This is a genomic window from uncultured Pseudokineococcus sp. (genome assembly GCF_947499845.1).
Lineage (GTDB): Bacteria > Actinomycetota > Actinomycetes > Actinomycetales > Quadrisphaeraceae > Pseudokineococcus.
Window position 1 is genome coordinate 108216 of sequence record NZ_CANMPM010000002.1, and the last position, 15148, is coordinate 123363.

The window sequence follows — 15148 nt, forward strand, 5'->3', positions numbered from 1 at the left end:
GGCCGCGCGCAGCCGAGCGGGCCCCGCGCGGTGGAGGTCCACCGGGGGCCGCGTCGGTGCAGAGGGCGTCGCCCGGAGCCTTCCCCAGCCCCGGCTGACACGCCGACCGTAACCGATCCGAGACCTGGTGTCACACCCCTGGCCCCCTCCCGGCCCACCGCCGGCCACCCGCCGGCCTGCGGCCGACCGCTCAGCCGACGCCGGACCGGGACGCCGCGGCGCGGGTCACCAGGGCCCGTAGAGCTCCTCGGCGGTGGCGGCGACGGCCGTGCACAGCTCCTCGAGGGGCACGTCGAGGACGCCCGCGACGACGCGCGCCGTGTGCGGCACGAGGTAGCTGGCGTTGGGGCGCCCGCGGTGCGGCGAGGGCGTGAGGAAGGGCGCGTCGGTCTCGAGGAGCACGCGCTCCAGCGGGACGACGGACAGCGCGCTGCGCAGGCCGCCGGCGTTGGAGAAGGTCACCGTGCCGGCGAAGGACAGCCAGTAGCCGCGCGCCACGCACTCGCGGGCCATGTCGACGTCGCCGGAGAAGCAGTGGAGGACGACGCGCTCGGCGCGCTCCTCGGCCAGGACGCGCAGGACGTCGGCGTGGGCGTCCCGGTCGTGGACCTGCACGGGCAGCCCCAGCTCCTCCGCCAGGCGGACGTGCGCGCGGAACGACTCCTCCTGCGCGGCGACGGCGGCCGCGTCGCCCGCGTCGGTGCGGAAGGCGTCCATGCCCGTCTCCCCCACCACCCGGATCCGGTCGGCGCGGGCGAGGCGGCCGATCTCCTCGAGGGCGTCGTCCAGCTCGCCGCGCGCGGCGAGGACGGGCGCCTCGTTGGGGTGCAGGGCGACCCCGCCGACGAGCTCGGGGTGGCGCTGCACGGCCTCGACCGTCCACCGGGCCGCGGGGAGGTCGCAGCCGATCTGCACCGCGCGCGGGACGCCGGCCGCCGCCGCGAGGGCGAGCAGGTCCTCGACCGTGCGCCGGTCGCCGTCGTCCGACCGCTCGTCGGCGCCGGGCCCGTCGACGATGTCGAGGTGGGTGTGGTCGTCGACGACGGGGACGGGCAGGGGCTCGGGGGCGGGCGGCCAGGACCGGTCGCGCCGCCGGCCGTCGGCGCCCGTCGACGACCGCGCACGCGGGCGGGCGGGCTCCTCAGCCACCGGCCTGCTCCTCGCGGAGCCGCTCCAGCTCGGTCTCGACGACGTCCTCGTCCAGCTTGGTGAAGACGGGGGTCGGCTTGCCCACCGGCGTGCCCGGCACGACCGGCACCGAGCCCCAGCCGGGGGCGCCGTCCCCGCCGCGCGGCGTCTGCAGCACCGGGTAGGGGCTGCCGCCGTCGAGGTCGTCGACCTCCCGGAGCTCGGGCATCGGCGAGACCGTGCCGGTGCCGCCCATGACCTCGTGCACGGCCTGCGCGCTGTGCGGCAGGTACGGCGCGAGCAGGCCCCGGCAGTCCGAGACGCCCTGCGCGGCGACGTGGAGCACCGTGCGCATGCGGTCGGGGTCGCTCGTGCGCAGGGCCCACGGCGCCGTCTCGGACAGGTAGCGGTTGACCTCCCCGACCGCGCGCATGGCCTCGGACAGCCCCTGGCGCTGGCGGTGGGTGGCCACGAGGTCGCCGACGACGCCGAAGGCGCCCGACGTCGTGGCCAGGAGCTCGCGGTCGCGGTCGGTGAGGTCGCCCGCCTCGGGGATGCTCCCGACGTTCTTGGCGACGAGGCTCGCGGTCCGGTTGACGAGGTTGCCCCAGCCGGCGACGAGCTCGTCGTTGGTGCGGCGGGTGAACTCGCGCCACGTGAAGTCGGTGTCGTGCGCCTCGGGGCCGGCGGCCGACAGGAAGTAGCGCAGCGCGTCGGGCTGGTAGCGCGAGAGGACGTCGCGGACGGAGATGACGACGCCCCGGCTGGAGGAGAACTGGCGCCCCTCCATCGTGAGGAACTCGCTGGCGACGACCTCCGAGGGCAGGGCCAGGTCGCCGAAGGCGCCGGGCCGCCCGCCGCGCGAGCCGCGCCCGTCGTAGCCGGCCAGCTCGGCCGGCCAGATGAGCGAGTGGAAGACGATGTTGTCCTTGCCCATGAAGTACGCGCCGCGCGCGCCCTCGGACCAGTAGGGCCGCCAGGCCTCCGGGTCACCCGTGCGGCGGGCCCACTCGACGCTGGCGGACAGGTAGCCGACGACGGCGTCGAACCACACGTACAGCCGCTTCGTCGGGTTCTCCTCCCAGCCCGGCAGCGGCACCGGGATGCCCCAGTCGATGTCGCGGGTGATCGCGCGGGGGCGGATCTCCTCGAGGAGGTTCCGGCTGAAGCCGAGGACGTTGGGACGCCACGACGGCGAGCCCGTCTTCGTCTCGAGCCACGCGCCGACGGCCTCGGCGAGCGCGGGCAGGTCGAGGAAGAAGTGCTGGCTCTCGACGAACTTCGGGGTCTCGCCGTTGATGCGGCTCACCGGGTTCTTGAGGTCGACCGGGTCGAGCTGGTTGCCGCAGTTGTCGCACTGGTCGCCGCGGGCGCCGTCGAAGCCGCAGATCGGGCAGGTGCCCTCGATGTAGCGGTCCGGCAGCGTGCGGCCCGTCGACGGCGAGACGGCCCCCATCGTCGTCCTCTCGACGAGGTAGCCGTTGCGGTGGACCGTGCGGAACATCTCCTGCACGACGGCGTAGTGGTTGCGCGTCGTCGTGCGGGTGAAGAGGTCGTACGACAGGCCGAGGGCCTGCAGGTCCTCGGCGATGACGCGGTTGTACCTGTCCGCCAGCGCCTGCGGCGTCACGCCCTCGCGCTCGGCCTGCACGAGGATCGGCGTCCCGTGCTCGTCGGTGCCCGAGACCATGAGGACGTCGTGGCCCGCCATGCGCTGCTGCCGCGCGAACACGTCGGAGGGGACGCCGAAGCCGGCGACATGACCGAGGTGGCGGGGGCCGTTGGCGTAGGGCCAGGCCACCGCGGCGAGGACGTGCGTCATGCCGCCAGCGTAGTGACGGCGCCGGCCACCCCCCGCCGCCGCCGACGGGGCGGTCGCGCGGCCCCCGGGCTCAGGCGGGTGCGACGTCCGTGACGACGACCTGCGTGCCGGCGCAAGCGGTCCCGCGCTCGACGGGGCGGGGCGTGCCCGTGACGCGGACGCGGTCGCCCACCGAGACCTCGACGCCCGCGGGCAGTAGCAGCGAGAAGACCTGGCCGCCGCTCGTCATCTCGACGCAGCCCGCCGCCGAGGGCTCGACGACCTCGCCGACGAGGACGGTCGGGCGCGGCACGTCGGTCGGCGCCGTCGGCGGCGCCGTCGGGCGCGGCAGCAGCGGCAGGCTGCCGCCGCTCGGTCCCGGGGACGGCGGCGAGGTGGCGCCGGGCTCGTCGCCGGGCGCCGGAGGGCTGGTCGTCATGCCGCCCATCGTCGGGCCGCCCGTCGTCGGGCCGCCCGTCGTGGGAGCGCCGGTCGACGTGGCGGTCCCCTCGTCGGGAGCGCCGGAGGTCGGCGCAGGACTCGTCGCCGAGCCGGCCGCCGGGGACCCGGCCCCTGCGTCGTCGGCGCCGCAGCCGGCGAGGGCGAGCAGGGCGGCGACGGCCACGACCGCCGGGAGGGCCGCGCGCCGGGTCGCCGTGGGCCGGGTCGCCGTGGGCCGGGTCGCCGTGGGCCGGGTCGCCGCGCCACGGGTCCCGGCGTCGCGAGAGCCAGCGGAGGGCGCGGAGGGGACCGGGCAGCCGGTGGGGAGCGTCACGGGGCTGGGACGCACGGGGGCGCCCCTCCGGTTCCCGGTGCGGCCGCGAGGCCCTGCCTCCGGTCGTGACCGCCGCCGGGCACCCCGGCACTCGGGCCCCCGGCACCCCGGCACCCCGGCACCCAGCGGCTGCGGTGCCGGTCTGGTGGGATCGGCGTCATGGCGCCGCCTCCCGCACCCCCCGACCGGCTCGCCGCCAGCACCGTCGGCGAGGAGGGTCCTCGCGTCGTCTTCGTGCACGGGCTCTTCGGGCAGGGCCGCAACTGGGTGACGGTGGCGCGGTCGCTGGCCGGTGGACCGCGGCGGGTGACGGTCCTCGACCTGCCCGACCACGGGCGCTCCCCGCGGTCGGAGCGCGTCGACTACCTCGCCATGGCCGAGCGGGTGGCCGTCGAGCTCGAGGAGCTGGGGGAGCCCGTCGTCCTCGTCGGCCACTCGATGGGCGGCAAGGTCGCGATGCAGCTGGCCCTCCGTCGCCCCGAGCTGGTCCGGGCGCTCGTCGTCGTGGACATCGCCCCGGTGGAGTACCCGCTCGCCGGGGGGCGCACCGACGACCCGGACGAGGAGGCCTCCCCCTTCGCCGACTACATCGACGCGATGCGGGCCGTCGACCTCGACCGCCTCGGCAGCCGGGAGGAGGCGCACGACGCCCTGCGCGACGTCGTCCCCAGCGACGCCGTGCGCGGGTTCCTCCTCCAGAGCCTGCTGCGCGAGCGCGGTGACGGCGGAGGAGGGCCCTCCTGGCGGTGGGCGCTCAACCTGCCCGTGCTGCGGGAGGGCCTCGAGGTGCTGCGCGGCTTCCCCGAGCCGCCGGAGGGCGCGGTCTTCGACGGACCGGTGCTGTGGGTCGCCGGGGCCACGTCCCACTACGTCCTCGACCAGGACCGGTCCCGCATGCAGCAGCTCTTCCCCTCGACCCGGCTGGTGCGCGTCAAGGGGGCCGGGCACTGGGTCCACTCCGAGCAGCCCGAGGTGTTCACCGCCACCCTCGAGCGCTTCCTCGCCTCGGTCGAGGCCGACGGCGCACCGTCCTAGAGCTCGCTCGGTCGACGCGCTCGCCGCGTCGCGGCGTCGTCGCGTCGCGGCGTCGTCGCGTCGCCGCGTCGTGTGCGCCTGGGACACACGCGTCGGGCGTCGGGCGTCGTGCGCCGACGCCGGTCCGCGCCGGCGACGTCCGCCCCACCTCCTCGAACCACGCCTCGACCTGGGGGAGGTCGTGCGCGTTCGTCGCCATCGACGAGGAGCAGCGGTCAGTACGGCGGCTCGCCGTCCCCCCACGAGTCGTGCTGGTGGGTCGGCGCCTCGTCCGCCTCCCCCGGGGCCGTGCTCGGGCTCGCGGTGGCTGACGCCGCGCCTCTGCGACCGCTGGGGGACCGTCCTCCGTCACCCCCGGGACTCCGGCGCAGCTCCTGCTGCTGGCGGGCGAGCTCGGCGTGCACCCGGTCGAGGTCGTGGGCGGCGGCGTCCCGGGTGGGGTAGCACGCGGGGCCGAGGAGCCGGTCCTCGAGCGCGGCGGCGGCCGCGGACTCAGCCCTCATCGCGGCACGGGCGCCGTCGGCGACACGCGGCGCGGGGCGCGGCAGGAGGGGCCGGGCGGGGACGTGGGCGACCTGCCCGAGCGGGGTGGTCCAAGTCAGGCCAGGGTCGCGGGCGTCGTCGGTCATGGGGACGGCCTTCCATCCGAAGTGGTGCTTGGCGAGGTGGTGGCGCCGGCAGAGGACGTCGAGGTTGCACGGGCACGTCGGTCCGCCAGCGGCGTGGGGCGTGCGGTGGTCGAGGTCGCAGCGGGTCGCGGGCATCCGGCAGCCGGGGGCCTGGCAGCGCGGTGAGCGGGCTCTCACCCAGCGGGCGCAGGCATCGGTCGGCGCGTAGGGGCCGGGTCCGCCGGTCGCGGCGGCGTAGGAGCAGGCGGACCGTCGGGCCGCGTGGCGCAGCGAGGCGTGCCACGAAGTCGACGAGGGACTCGTCTGCGGCCGGGGCGGGGAAGGCGACGATGGCGACGACGCCAGCTCGGCTGCGGTCGCGGCTGCGCGCACAGCTGCCCTCCCGGCCGCCGGTGCGGCTGCGGGCGCAGCTGTCGTGCCAGCCGCGGCTGCGGGCGCAGCTGTGGTCGCGGCCGCCGCTGCGGGCGCCGCTGCGGCTGCGGCGGGGTCGGTGGGTGACGGCGACGACGTCGGCAGCGACGTGGGGTCGTCGGGCGTCTCGACGCGCACGCTGATGGCTTCCCTGCGGCTTCGGCGGGCCGGTGTGGTCCCTGGGCCCTTCCCCGGCGGACCGGTCAGCGGCGCGGCCGTGGTCGTGGGGTCGAGAGTCTGGAGGTGGCCGTCGAGGCCGACGAGGTGGCCGGTGAGCGGTGCGGTCAGGGCGCGGCGGAAGCGGTGCCCGTTGGCGAGGAGCTCGGCGACGGCCACCGCCGGGACGGGTCCGAGGGTGGGGTGCTGGGCGGGGTCGTCGTCCAGGCCGAGCAGGCTGGTCAGGGCCACGGTGACCTGCGGACCGTGGGGGCTGCGCGCCCGGGGCGTGACCGTGGCGCCCGCCGAGGCTGTGCCCGCGCTGGCGTTCGCGTCCGCGCGCGTGGCAGGGGCGACGGCGTGCGCGCCGGTGGGCAGGTCAGCGGTAGTGAGGTCGGTGGTGGTGGCGAGGTCGACGAGGACGTCGAAGCGGCGCGCGTCGATGCCCCGCCGGTCGGGCAACCCCGCGGCGGCACCGTCGCCCACAGTTAGGGGGTCCAGGCCGGCGGTGGTCGCGGCGTGCGGGTCGAGGCGCCCGTGCTCCCCGGCGCGGGCCCGGGCGGTGGTGGTCAGGCGCTCGAACACGCACGCCAGGTCCAGCACCGGGCCCGTCGCGACCAGCTGGGCCATCCCGTCGTCGACCGGGAACAGGCGCACGCCGCGGGCGCACGTGGCCCGCCGCACCCGGCGGCGCACCGCTTCGGGGTCGGTCGTCGCGACCAGGTGACGCACCCGCGCCCGCAGCGCCGGGACGGTGAGGGGGCCGAGGTCGTCGGCCAGGGCCGCGTCGACCTTCGCGGCGTGCACCGGGGACAGGGCGACGGTCTCCTCGGCCACCAGCCGGGAGCGCTGGGGGTCGATCCTCCCGGCCTCCAGCGCGGCCAGGGTCACCGGCAGGCGGGTCGTCACCGCGAGGGCCTCGGCGACCAGGTCCTGCGCCCGCCGCAGCGGCACCACCAGCGCGACCGCCAGCTCGGCCGCGGCGGCCTCGAACGCCAGACCCGCGTCCCGCCCCGACCCTGACGTCGGCACCGACCCCGCGCTGGAGCCGGCCGACCTCACTGCGACATCGACCGCACCTGCCGCGCGGTCACCGGCGCCGGACCCGCCGCCGTCGGCCACCGGCGCCGCCGGCCCACCCGACACCGACACCTCCTCCACCAGCGCCGCGACCTGCCGCAGCAGCCCCGCCCACGCCACCGACCGCGCCGCCTCCAGCGCGACCACCGCCCGCACCCGACCCAGCGCCCCCGCTCGCACCGCCGACCGCACGCGACCGACCTCGCCAGCGAGCTCGACGGCGCCGCCGTCCTGGTCCCCGGTAGCACCAGTCGCGTCAGGGGCGCCGGCGCCACGAACGGCGCGCGGCGCGGCGGACGGCAGGACGGCGTCGTCCCCCTCGCTCCCGCCCACGCCCATCTCGAACACGTGTACGAGACTAGGGATGGGGTACGACAGCGCCCCGCCAGTTCCGTGGCCTGTGGACGACGTCCCGCTCCGCCGTCCTGTGCGCAACCACCGGACACCGCCGACGGCTGGCGCGCCCCGACGTCCACGAACGCCCCCCTGGACCAGGAGGCGGCCCGAGGACGGCCGAGGGCCCGGCGGCAGACGCCGCCGGGCCCTCGGTCCGTGCTGAGCCCGAGCCGTCGCCCGGGCGGAGGGGTCAGCTCACGCGGACCCGCATGGACGTGCCGTCCTCGGAGACGACGCGCATCTTCACGCCGACCCCGGGGAGCTTCACGCCCTGCGACGGGAACTCCTCGAAGAAGAACTTCTTCGTGTCGTCGAACACCCGCGCGGGCTTCTGCCCGCGGATGTAGCTCGGCTGCCCGTCGACGTGGAGGGTGAAGGAGTCCACCGGCTGCGTCCCGAAGGGCGCGTCGTAGGACTGGATCCGCGTCCTCCAGGGATTGCCCTGGAGGTTGTAGATCGGACGCGGGTGCGCGTCGACGATGAGGTTGCGCCCCTCGCCGTAGTGGTCGCTGACGTTGTTGTCCGCCATCGAGGTGTCCCAGTAGGTGACGAGGAGCCCCTCCTGGTACGGGAAGTGCTCGACGAAGTCCGGCAGCGCGCTCCCGAAGCCGAAGTTGTACGGCCCCGTCCGCAGGTACTGGTCGTAGCTCACGTAGCTGCGGTGACCGGCGATGTAGTAGTTGTCGTAGCCCTTCGTCTGGCTCGCCCCCACCGCCGTGAAGCCGTCCAGCGCCAGCACCGACGGGACGCTCTCCGCGCCGTTGCTGAACACGGTGCGGCCGTTCGCCGTGATGGCGATGTCGTCGGCGAAGAAGCCGGCCTCGGTGTACCCGCCGTCCGTGCGGTAGAGCATGCGCAGCTGCACCCGCTGGCCCGCGTAGGCGTCGAGCGGCACGACCACGTCGCCCCACTCGGGGTGCATGCCCGAGAGCGACGGGGCGCCCGAGCTGTCCGTGTCGAAGGCGGTGCCGTCGACCGTGCCCTGCAGGGACGTCCAGTTCTTCCCGCCGTCGGTCGACGCCTGGAAGTAGAGGTAGTCGTAGTCGGCCTCGATGCCCCAGCGGGCCTTCAGCGTCGCCTGCGCGGTGGTGGCCCTCCGCAGGTCCGCCGTCGCCGTCATCGTGCTGCTGAGGTTGTCGGCGCGGCCGGACCACCACTGCTTCTCACCCGCGAAGGGGGCGCCGAACTGCGTCGTCACCTCCTTGTCCGGGAGCACCGAGACGATGGCCTGGGCCTTCGCGCTGTTGTACTCCTGCGGGCCGAGGTCGATGGTGCGCTTCTGCCCCGCGGGGACGACCTCGTAGTCGAGCCAGCCGAGCTGGAGCTTCTCCCACGCGCCGAGGTCGCCGGCGCGGGAGCCGAGGGGCTCGCCCTCCGCGCCGAGACGGCTCTGCGCCATGAGCGACCAGTACTCGACGTTGTTGCTGGCCTTGTTCGTCGTGTCGTAGTCGTCGGGGAGCCCGAGGTCGTGCGCGAACTCGTGGGCGAAGACCGAGTAGCCGCCGTTCTCCGGCTGGACGGTGTAGTCGCCGACCCAGATGCCGGTGTCGCCGATCTGGGTGCCGCCGAGCCTGTTGGTCTCCGGGCCCGTCACGCCCTGGTCGGTGCCGAAGGCGTACCAGCGGTGCGCCCAGATGGCGTCCTCGCCGTACGTCGGGTCGCCGTCGGACTCGTCGCCGCCCGCGTGGACGATCTGGAAGTGGTCGATGTAGCCGTCGGGCTCGTTGAAGTCGCCGTCGCCGTCGTAGTCGTAGCGGTCCTGCTGGTCGAACTCGGCCAGCTCGGCGGCGATGTCCTCGTCGCTCATGCCCGCGGCCTCGCGCTCCGCCACCCACTGGTTCACGGCGTCGCGGACGAGGTACCAGGCACCGGCGTCCGTGCGGCCGTAGCGGGCCTCGTTGTAGGGCACCCGCACCCAGTCGGAGACCTCGCCGTCGACGCTGTAGCGACCCGAGGACTGGGCCTCGTAGTAGCTCTTGAGCGTCGCGTCGCCGTCGCCGAAGTAGAGGTCCTGGTAGTGCTGCTGGTCGTAGTCCGGCTGCCAGACCGTCGTGTTGTCGACGGAGCGGTCGGGCTCGGGGATCTCGTTGTGGCGGGGCCCGTCGAAGCGGGTCGGCCCCGGCGTCGTCGGGTCCGAGTCCACGTCGGGGAAGTCCGGGTGACGCTGGTCGCCGAACTCGGCCAGGATGACGAAGATCTTGTCGGTGCTCTCGTGCGAGAGCTCGACGTACTGGTCCTGCGTGGCGTTGGGGCCGCCCTCGGCCTTCGCCGGCGCGGTGCCCTCCGGCGCCGCCTCGGCGCCGACCTTCACGACGGTGCTGCCGTCGATGACCTCCGGCTGCAGCTCGCCGTCGAGCACGCCGGTGAGGGCCGCCTCGCGCAGGGCGCGACGCTTGTCCTCGAGGGGGTTGGGGAGGTCGTCGACGAAGGGCGTCGCCTGCGGCGCCTCGGTCGTGGCCGTCCCGGAGGGTGGGGCCGCGGCGGCGGGGGCGGTGGCCGCGTAGACCAGGCCGCCTCCCAGGGCCACGCTGACCAGCCCGCACGTCAGCTTGCGCATCTGTCTCCTCGGTGAGTACCTGCGCGGAGGTCCTCCGCGCCGCGAGGGACAGTAGGCGCAGTTGCGCCGTTCGGGTAGGTGTCCGGGCGAACTACTTGACTCGACCCGGGACCGACCGAGGGCACGGCTTCGTCGCAGCTCGGTCTCCCCGCCCGGGGGGACGTCGGAGGCGCGCCGGGACGGCGAGGCGCCTCAGCCCAGCTTGACGAGGCCCTTGCGCAGCTGGCGCACGGCCTGGGCGATGCGCTGCTCGTTCTCGATGAGGGCGAAGCGCACGTAGTCGTCGCCCTCGGGCCCGAAGCCGACACCGGGCGACACCGCGACGTCGCACTCGGTGATGATGTGCTTGGCGAACTCGATCGACTTCATCTCCGCGTACGGCTCCGGGATCTTCGCCCAGGCGAACATCGTCCCCTTGGGCGCCGGCAGGGGCCATCCCGCGCGGTTGACGCCCTCGACGAGGGCGTCACGTCGCGACTGGTACACCGCGTTGACCTCGAGCGGGTAGTCGCTCGCCTCGTTGAGCGTGACCGTGGCGGCGATCTGGATGGGCTGGAAGGTGCCGTAGTCGAGGTAGCTCTTGAGCTTCGCGAGGGCGCCGACGACCTCCTTGTTGCCCACGAGGAACGCCACGCGCCAGCCGGCCATGGAGAAGGACTTCGTCATCGAGTACAGCTCGACGGCGCACTCGGTGGCGCCCTCGCACTGCAGGATCGACGGCGGCATCCAGCCGTCGAAGGCGGTGTCGGAGTAGGCGAAGTCGTGCACGAGGACGACGTCGCGCTCCCGCGCCCAGTCGACGAGCCGCTGCAGGTCGGGCAGCTCGATGGTCGCCGTCGTCGGGTTGTGCGGGAAGGACAGGACGACCACGCGCGGCTTGGGCCAGCCCAGCTCCCACGCCTCCATGACGTTGTCGACGTACGCCGCGCCGCTCGGCCCGCCCGGCCCGTTGAGGGAGACCTGACGGGCGTCGGCGCCGGCGAAGTAGGGGCCCCAGATGTGGATGGGGTAGCTGGGCGAGGGCACGAGGGCCGCGTCGCCCGCCTGCAGCAGCACCCACATGAGGTGGCTGAAGCCCTCCTTGGCGCCGATGGTGCTGATGACCTCGGTCTCCGGGTCCAGGGTCACGGAGAAGCGGCGCTGGTACAGGTCGGCCACCGCCTGGCGCAGCTTCGGCAGGCCTCGCGAGGAGGAGTAGCGGTGGTTGCGGGTGTTGTGCGCCGCCTCGGCCAGCTTCTCCACGGTGAGCTCCGGGGAGGGGATGTCGGGGTTGCCGAAGCCGAGGTCCACCACGTCGCGTCCGGCTCGCCGGGCCTCGATCTTCAGCGAGTCGATGATCGTGAAGACGTACGGCGGCAGGCCCGGGATGCGACGGAACTCCATGTCCGGAGGGTAGACCTGCGCCCCCCGCGAGCGCGGGAGGGCCCGCTTCCCGGACACGGTCGGGGACGCCCACCCGCCGACCTGCGCAACCTCGTTCCCGGCGGTCCGGCGCGCCCCTGACCTGCGACGACGCGGAGTCACCGAGCGGTGCGCGGGTCGCCGTGCGCGGAGGTCAGGCCTTGCGGGCCGCCACCGCCGCGTCGTAGAGGTCGCGGCTCGTCGCACCGTGCTCGGCCGCGACGGCGCGGGCGGCGTCCTTGAGCCGCTCCCCCGCCTCCGTGCGTGCGAGCACGAGCGCCAGCAGCTCCTCCGGGCCGGGCCGGGACGGGCGGGCGCCCGCGACGACGAGGGTGATCTCCCCGAGGAGCGTCCGGTCCGACCAGGCGAGCAGCCCGTCGAGGTCGTCGCGCACGACCTCCTCGTAGGTCTTGGTCAGCTCCCGGCAGACGGCCGCGCGACGGTCGCCGCCGAGCACCTCGGCCATGACGGCGAGGGACGCCGCGAGCCGGTGCGGGGACTCGAAGAAGACCATCGTGCGGCGCTCGTCCGCGAGCTCGCCGAGGACGCGGCGCCGGTCGCCGTCGCGGCGCGGGAGGAACCCCTCGAAGGTGAAGCGGTCCGTCGGCAGGCCCGAGACGGCCAGCGCGGCGAGGACGGCGGACGGCCCCGGCACGGCGCTCACCGGCAGGTCCGCGGCGACCATCGCCTGCACCATCCGGAAGCCGGGGTCGGAGACCGACGGCATGCCCGCGTCGCTGACCAGCACCGCGGTGCCGCCGGCGCGGACGACGGCGACGACCTCCTCGGCGCGCGCGGCCTCGTTGTGCTCGTGGCAGGAGACCACGCGACCGCGCGGCTCGACGTCGAGGGCCCGCAGCAGGCGGCGCAGGCGCCGGGTGTCCTCCGCGGCCACGAGGTCGGCGGTGGCGAGGGCGTGCGCCAGGCGGGGCGGGGCGTCGCGCGCGTCGCCGATGGGGGTGGCCGCCAGCAGCAGCCGCCCGCCCGCGCGGGGGGCGACGGGCTCCAGACCCGGCGCCGCGTCGTCCGCGTCGTCCGACGCCTCGACGTCCGGTGCCTCGACGTCCGGTGCCTCGACGTCCGACACCTCGTCGGCCAGCCCGTCGTCGACCGGTCCGTCCTCGTCCTCCGGCCGGGGGTGCTCGCGCTGGCTCACCCGGCCGAGTCTCGCAGCCCCGGCGCGGGGAGGCGCCCGGCGGACGTCCGGGACGCCGTCGCACGCCCCGCCTAGCATCCCCCTCGTGACGACGACGCCGGACGCGCCGCCCGCCGGGACCTCCCCGGCGCGCCCCTCCGGCGCCGAGTCGGAGGGAGCCGGGGCCCCGCCGCCGGCGTCGACGTCGGACGGCGCACCGTCCCTGCGGGAGCGGCTCGTCGGCCGCCCGCCCACCGACCGGCTGTGGGGATGGGTGGGGCCCCTCGCCGTCACCGCGCTGGCCGCGGTCCTGCGGCTGTGGGACCTCGGCCGGCCCCACCAGCTCGTCTTCGACGAGACGTACTACGTCAAGCAGGCCTACTCGCTGCTCGTCGCGGGCTACGAGCTGCGCTGGCCCGAGGGCGCCGACGAGGCCTTCGCCGCGGGCACGCCGTCACCGCTCGACACCGCGGACTTCCCCGTCCACCCGCCCGTCGGCAAGTGGGTGCTCGCGCTCGGCCAGCTGCTGCTGGGCCAGGACAGCTCCACGGGCTGGCGGCTCGGCGCCGCGGTCGCCGGCGTCGTCTCGGTGCTCCTCGTCGCCCGCATCGCGCGGCGCCTGTTCTCGTCCACCCTGCTCGGGACGGTGGCGGGCCTGCTGCTCGCCGTCGACGGCCAGCACATCGTGCACTCGCGCACCGGGCTCCTCGACGGCGTCCTCACCCTGTGGGTGCTGGCCGCCTTCGGCGCCCTCCTGCTCGACCGGGACGCGAGCCGGGCGCGCCTGGCGCGCGCGGTCACCACCCGCGGTCCCACCGGCGCGCGCCTGGCCGGCCTCGGCCCGTGGCTGCTGGCGCGCCCGTGGCGCCTCGTGGCCGCCGTCTGCCTCGGGCTCGCCGTCGGCACGAAGTGGTCCGGGCTCTACGCCTTCGTCGCCCTCGGCCTCATGACGGTGCTCTGGGACGCGGGCGCCCGCCGCGCCGCCGGGGTGCGCCACTGGTTCGCCGCCGGGGTGCTCAAGGATGGCGTGCCCGCCGCCGCGGGGATGCTCGTCGTCGCGCTCGGGGTCTACCTCGCCTCGTGGGCCGGCTGGTTCGCCAGCACCGGGGCCCACCTGCGCCAGTACGCCGCCGAGCGGCCGGACTACCTGCCGTGGCTGCCCGACGCCCTCGCGTCGCTGTGGCGCTACCACCAGGAGATGTACGGCTTCCACGTCGGCCTCTCCAGCCCTCACCCCTACCAGGCGAGCCCGGAGTCCTGGCTGGTGCAGGGCCGCCCGACGTCCTTCTTCTACGAGGCGCCCACCCTCGGCGTCGACGGGTGCGCGGTCAGCGCGTGCTCGCGCGCCATCACGGCGCTCGGCAACCCGGTCGTGTGGTGGGGCGGGGCCCTGGCGGTCGTGGTCCTCGTCGGCGTGTGGGCCCTGCGGCGGGACTGGCGCGCCGGCGCCGTGCTCGCGCCCCTGGCCGGCCTCTACCTGCCGTGGTTCCTCTACCCCGAGCGCACCGTCTACACCTTCTACTCCGTCGCCTTCTCCCCCTACGTCGTCCTGGCGCTGGTGATGGTGCTCGGCATGGTGCTCGGGCGCCCCGACGCGCCGCCGCGACGGCGCCGCTGGGGCGCGGCGGTGGCGGGCGCCGTCGTCGTCGCCGCCGTGCTGGCGGCCGCCTTCTTCTGGCCCGTGTGGGCCGCGCAGGTCATCCCCACCGAGCACTGGCGCTGGCGGATGTGGTTCCCCAGCTGGATCTGACGGACCGCCGCCGCCGCGGTCGGCTCAGTCCCGGTCGACTCAGCCGCGGTCGGCTCAGCCCCGGTCGGCTGAGCCGTGGTCCGTGGGCGCCGGTCGGCGGCCGTGGTGGCGCCCGAGCGGCACCACCATCGGCGTGCCGCACACGGGGTCGGGGACGACCTCGCAGTCGAGGCCGTAGACCTCGCGCACCGTCTCGACCGTGACGACCTCCGAGGGCGTCCCCTCGGCGACGACGGCGCCGTCGCGCATCGCGACGACGTGGTCGGCGTAGCGGCAGGCGAGGTTGAGGTCGTGCAGCACGAGGACGACCGTGACGCCGCGGTGGTTGAGGTCGGTGAGGAGGTCGAGCACCTCGACCTGGTGGGCGAGGTCGAGGTAGGTCGTCGGCTCGTCGAGCAGGAGGACGTCGGTCTCCTGGGCGAGCGCCATGGCGATCCACACCCGCTGCCGCTGGCCCCCGGACAGCTCGTCGAGGGGGCGGTCGGCCAGGTCCTCCGTGCCCGTCCACGCCAGGGCGCGGGCGACCGCCTCCTCGTCGGCGGCGGTCCAGCGGCGCAGCCACCCCTGGTGCGGGTAGCGGCCCCGGCCCACGAGGTCGGCCACCGTGATGCCGCCGGGCGCCGCGGGGCTCTGCGGGAGGATGCCGAGGACCTCGGCGACCTCCTTGGTGGGCATCTCGTGGACGGCCCGGCCGTCGAGGAGCACGGCCCCCGACGCCGGGGCCAGCAGGCGGGCGACGCCCCGCAGGAGGGTCGACTTGCCGCACGCGTTGGCGCCGACGACGACCGTCACGCGCCCCGGCGGGACGGTGAGGTCGAGGTGCCGGACGACGGGGCGCTCGTCGTAGACGAGCGTGAGGTCGCGGACGACGAGGGAGCGCTGGGCCGTCACGTC

10 protein-coding genes are annotated in these 15148 nt (G+C 75.5%); 2 read left to right on the forward strand and 8 right to left on the reverse strand.

Going from position 1 to position 15148, the window contains the following annotated elements:
• Nucleotides 1-225: 225 nt before the first annotated feature.
• The 3 genes from Q0789_RS02530 to Q0789_RS02540 form a co-directional block, all read right to left on the reverse strand.
• Nucleotides 226-1149 (reverse strand): TatD family hydrolase, encoded by a 924-nt coding sequence (locus Q0789_RS02530; protein ID WP_298801803.1) that lies wholly within the window; start codon nt 1147-1149, stop codon nt 226-228.
• Nucleotides 1142-2950: a methionine--tRNA ligase gene (metG, locus tag Q0789_RS02535; RefSeq protein ID WP_298801805.1), complete on the reverse strand. Its 1809-nt coding sequence runs from the start codon at nt 2948-2950 to the stop codon at nt 1142-1144. Before metG ends, Q0789_RS02530 begins: the two co-directional genes overlap by 8 nt.
• Before the next feature lie 70 nt (nt 2951-3020).
• The gene (locus Q0789_RS02540) at nt 3021-3368 is read right to left on the reverse strand and encodes a hypothetical protein (protein ID WP_298801807.1); all 348 of its coding nucleotides are present in this window, start codon (nt 3366-3368) and stop codon (nt 3021-3023) included.
• Nucleotides 3369-3863: 495 nt separating this feature from the next.
• Here Q0789_RS02540 and Q0789_RS02545 point away from each other — a divergent pair, with 495 nt between their 5' ends.
• A complete protein-coding gene (locus tag Q0789_RS02545) occupies nt 3864-4739 on the forward strand; it encodes an alpha/beta fold hydrolase (RefSeq protein ID WP_298801808.1) in 876 nt (291 codons plus the stop codon).
• 215 nt (nt 4740-4954) lie between these two features.
• Here the strand turns inward: Q0789_RS02545 and Q0789_RS02550 are convergent, their stop codons facing one another.
• The 4 genes from Q0789_RS02550 to rsmI all read right to left on the reverse strand — a co-directional run bounded on the left by Q0789_RS02550 (nt 4955) and on the right by rsmI (nt 12378).
• Entirely contained in the window at nt 4955-7354 is a 2400-nt protein-coding gene (locus tag Q0789_RS02550; protein ID WP_298802192.1) for an HNH endonuclease signature motif containing protein, read from the reverse strand.
• 247 nt (nt 7355-7601) lie between these two features.
• Entirely contained in the window at nt 7602-9968 is a 2367-nt protein-coding gene (locus Q0789_RS02555; RefSeq protein ID WP_298801810.1) for an immune inhibitor A domain-containing protein, read from the reverse strand.
• 192 nt (nt 9969-10160) lie between these two features.
• Nucleotides 10161-11351 (reverse strand): aminotransferase class I/II-fold pyridoxal phosphate-dependent enzyme, encoded by a 1191-nt coding sequence (locus tag Q0789_RS02560; RefSeq protein WP_298801812.1) that lies wholly within the window; start codon nt 11349-11351, stop codon nt 10161-10163.
• A gap of 172 nt (nt 11352-11523) precedes the next feature.
• Nucleotides 11524-12378 carry a 16S rRNA (cytidine(1402)-2'-O)-methyltransferase gene (gene rsmI, locus Q0789_RS02565; RefSeq protein ID WP_366917618.1) on the reverse strand — a complete coding sequence of 285 codons (855 nt, stop codon included), beginning with the start codon at nt 12376-12378 and terminating at the stop codon, nt 11524-11526.
• A 232-nt stretch (nt 12379-12610) separates the two neighbouring features.
• On the opposite strand from rsmI, the gene Q0789_RS02570 reads away from it, so the two are divergent.
• The gene (locus Q0789_RS02570) at nt 12611-14254 is read left to right on the forward strand and encodes a phospholipid carrier-dependent glycosyltransferase (RefSeq protein WP_298801816.1); all 1644 of its coding nucleotides are present in this window, start codon (nt 12611-12613) and stop codon (nt 14252-14254) included.
• Between the two features lie 54 nt (nt 14255-14308).
• Here Q0789_RS02570 and Q0789_RS02575 read toward each other — a convergent pair whose 3' ends face one another.
• Nucleotides 14309-15145 carry an ABC transporter ATP-binding protein gene (locus tag Q0789_RS02575; protein WP_298801818.1) on the reverse strand — a complete coding sequence of 279 codons (837 nt, stop codon included), beginning with the start codon at nt 15143-15145 and terminating at the stop codon, nt 14309-14311.
• Nucleotides 15146-15148: the final 3 nt, after the last annotated feature.

What these genes read in the sequence shown, in the direction of transcription:
- metG (WP_298801805.1), bottom strand. Translation starts at nt 2,950, where the DNA reads ATGACGCACGTCCTCGCCGCGGTGGCCTGGCCCTACGCCAACGGCCCC.
- Q0789_RS02540 (WP_298801807.1), bottom strand. Translation starts at nt 3,368, where the DNA reads ATGACGACCAGCCCTCCGGCGCCCGGCGACGAGCCCGGCGCCACCTCG.
- Q0789_RS02545 (WP_298801808.1), top strand. Translation starts at nt 3,864, where the DNA reads ATGGCGCCGCCTCCCGCACCCCCCGACCGGCTCGCCGCCAGCACCGTC.
- Q0789_RS02550 (WP_298802192.1), bottom strand. Translation starts at nt 7,354, where the DNA reads ATGGGCGTGGGCGGGAGCGAGGGGGACGACGCCGTCCTGCCGTCCGCC.
- Q0789_RS02555 (WP_298801810.1), bottom strand. Translation starts at nt 9,968, where the DNA reads ATGCGCAAGCTGACGTGCGGGCTGGTCAGCGTGGCCCTGGGAGGCGGC.
- Q0789_RS02560 (WP_298801812.1), bottom strand. Translation starts at nt 11,351, where the DNA reads ATGGAGTTCCGTCGCATCCCGGGCCTGCCGCCGTACGTCTTCACGATC.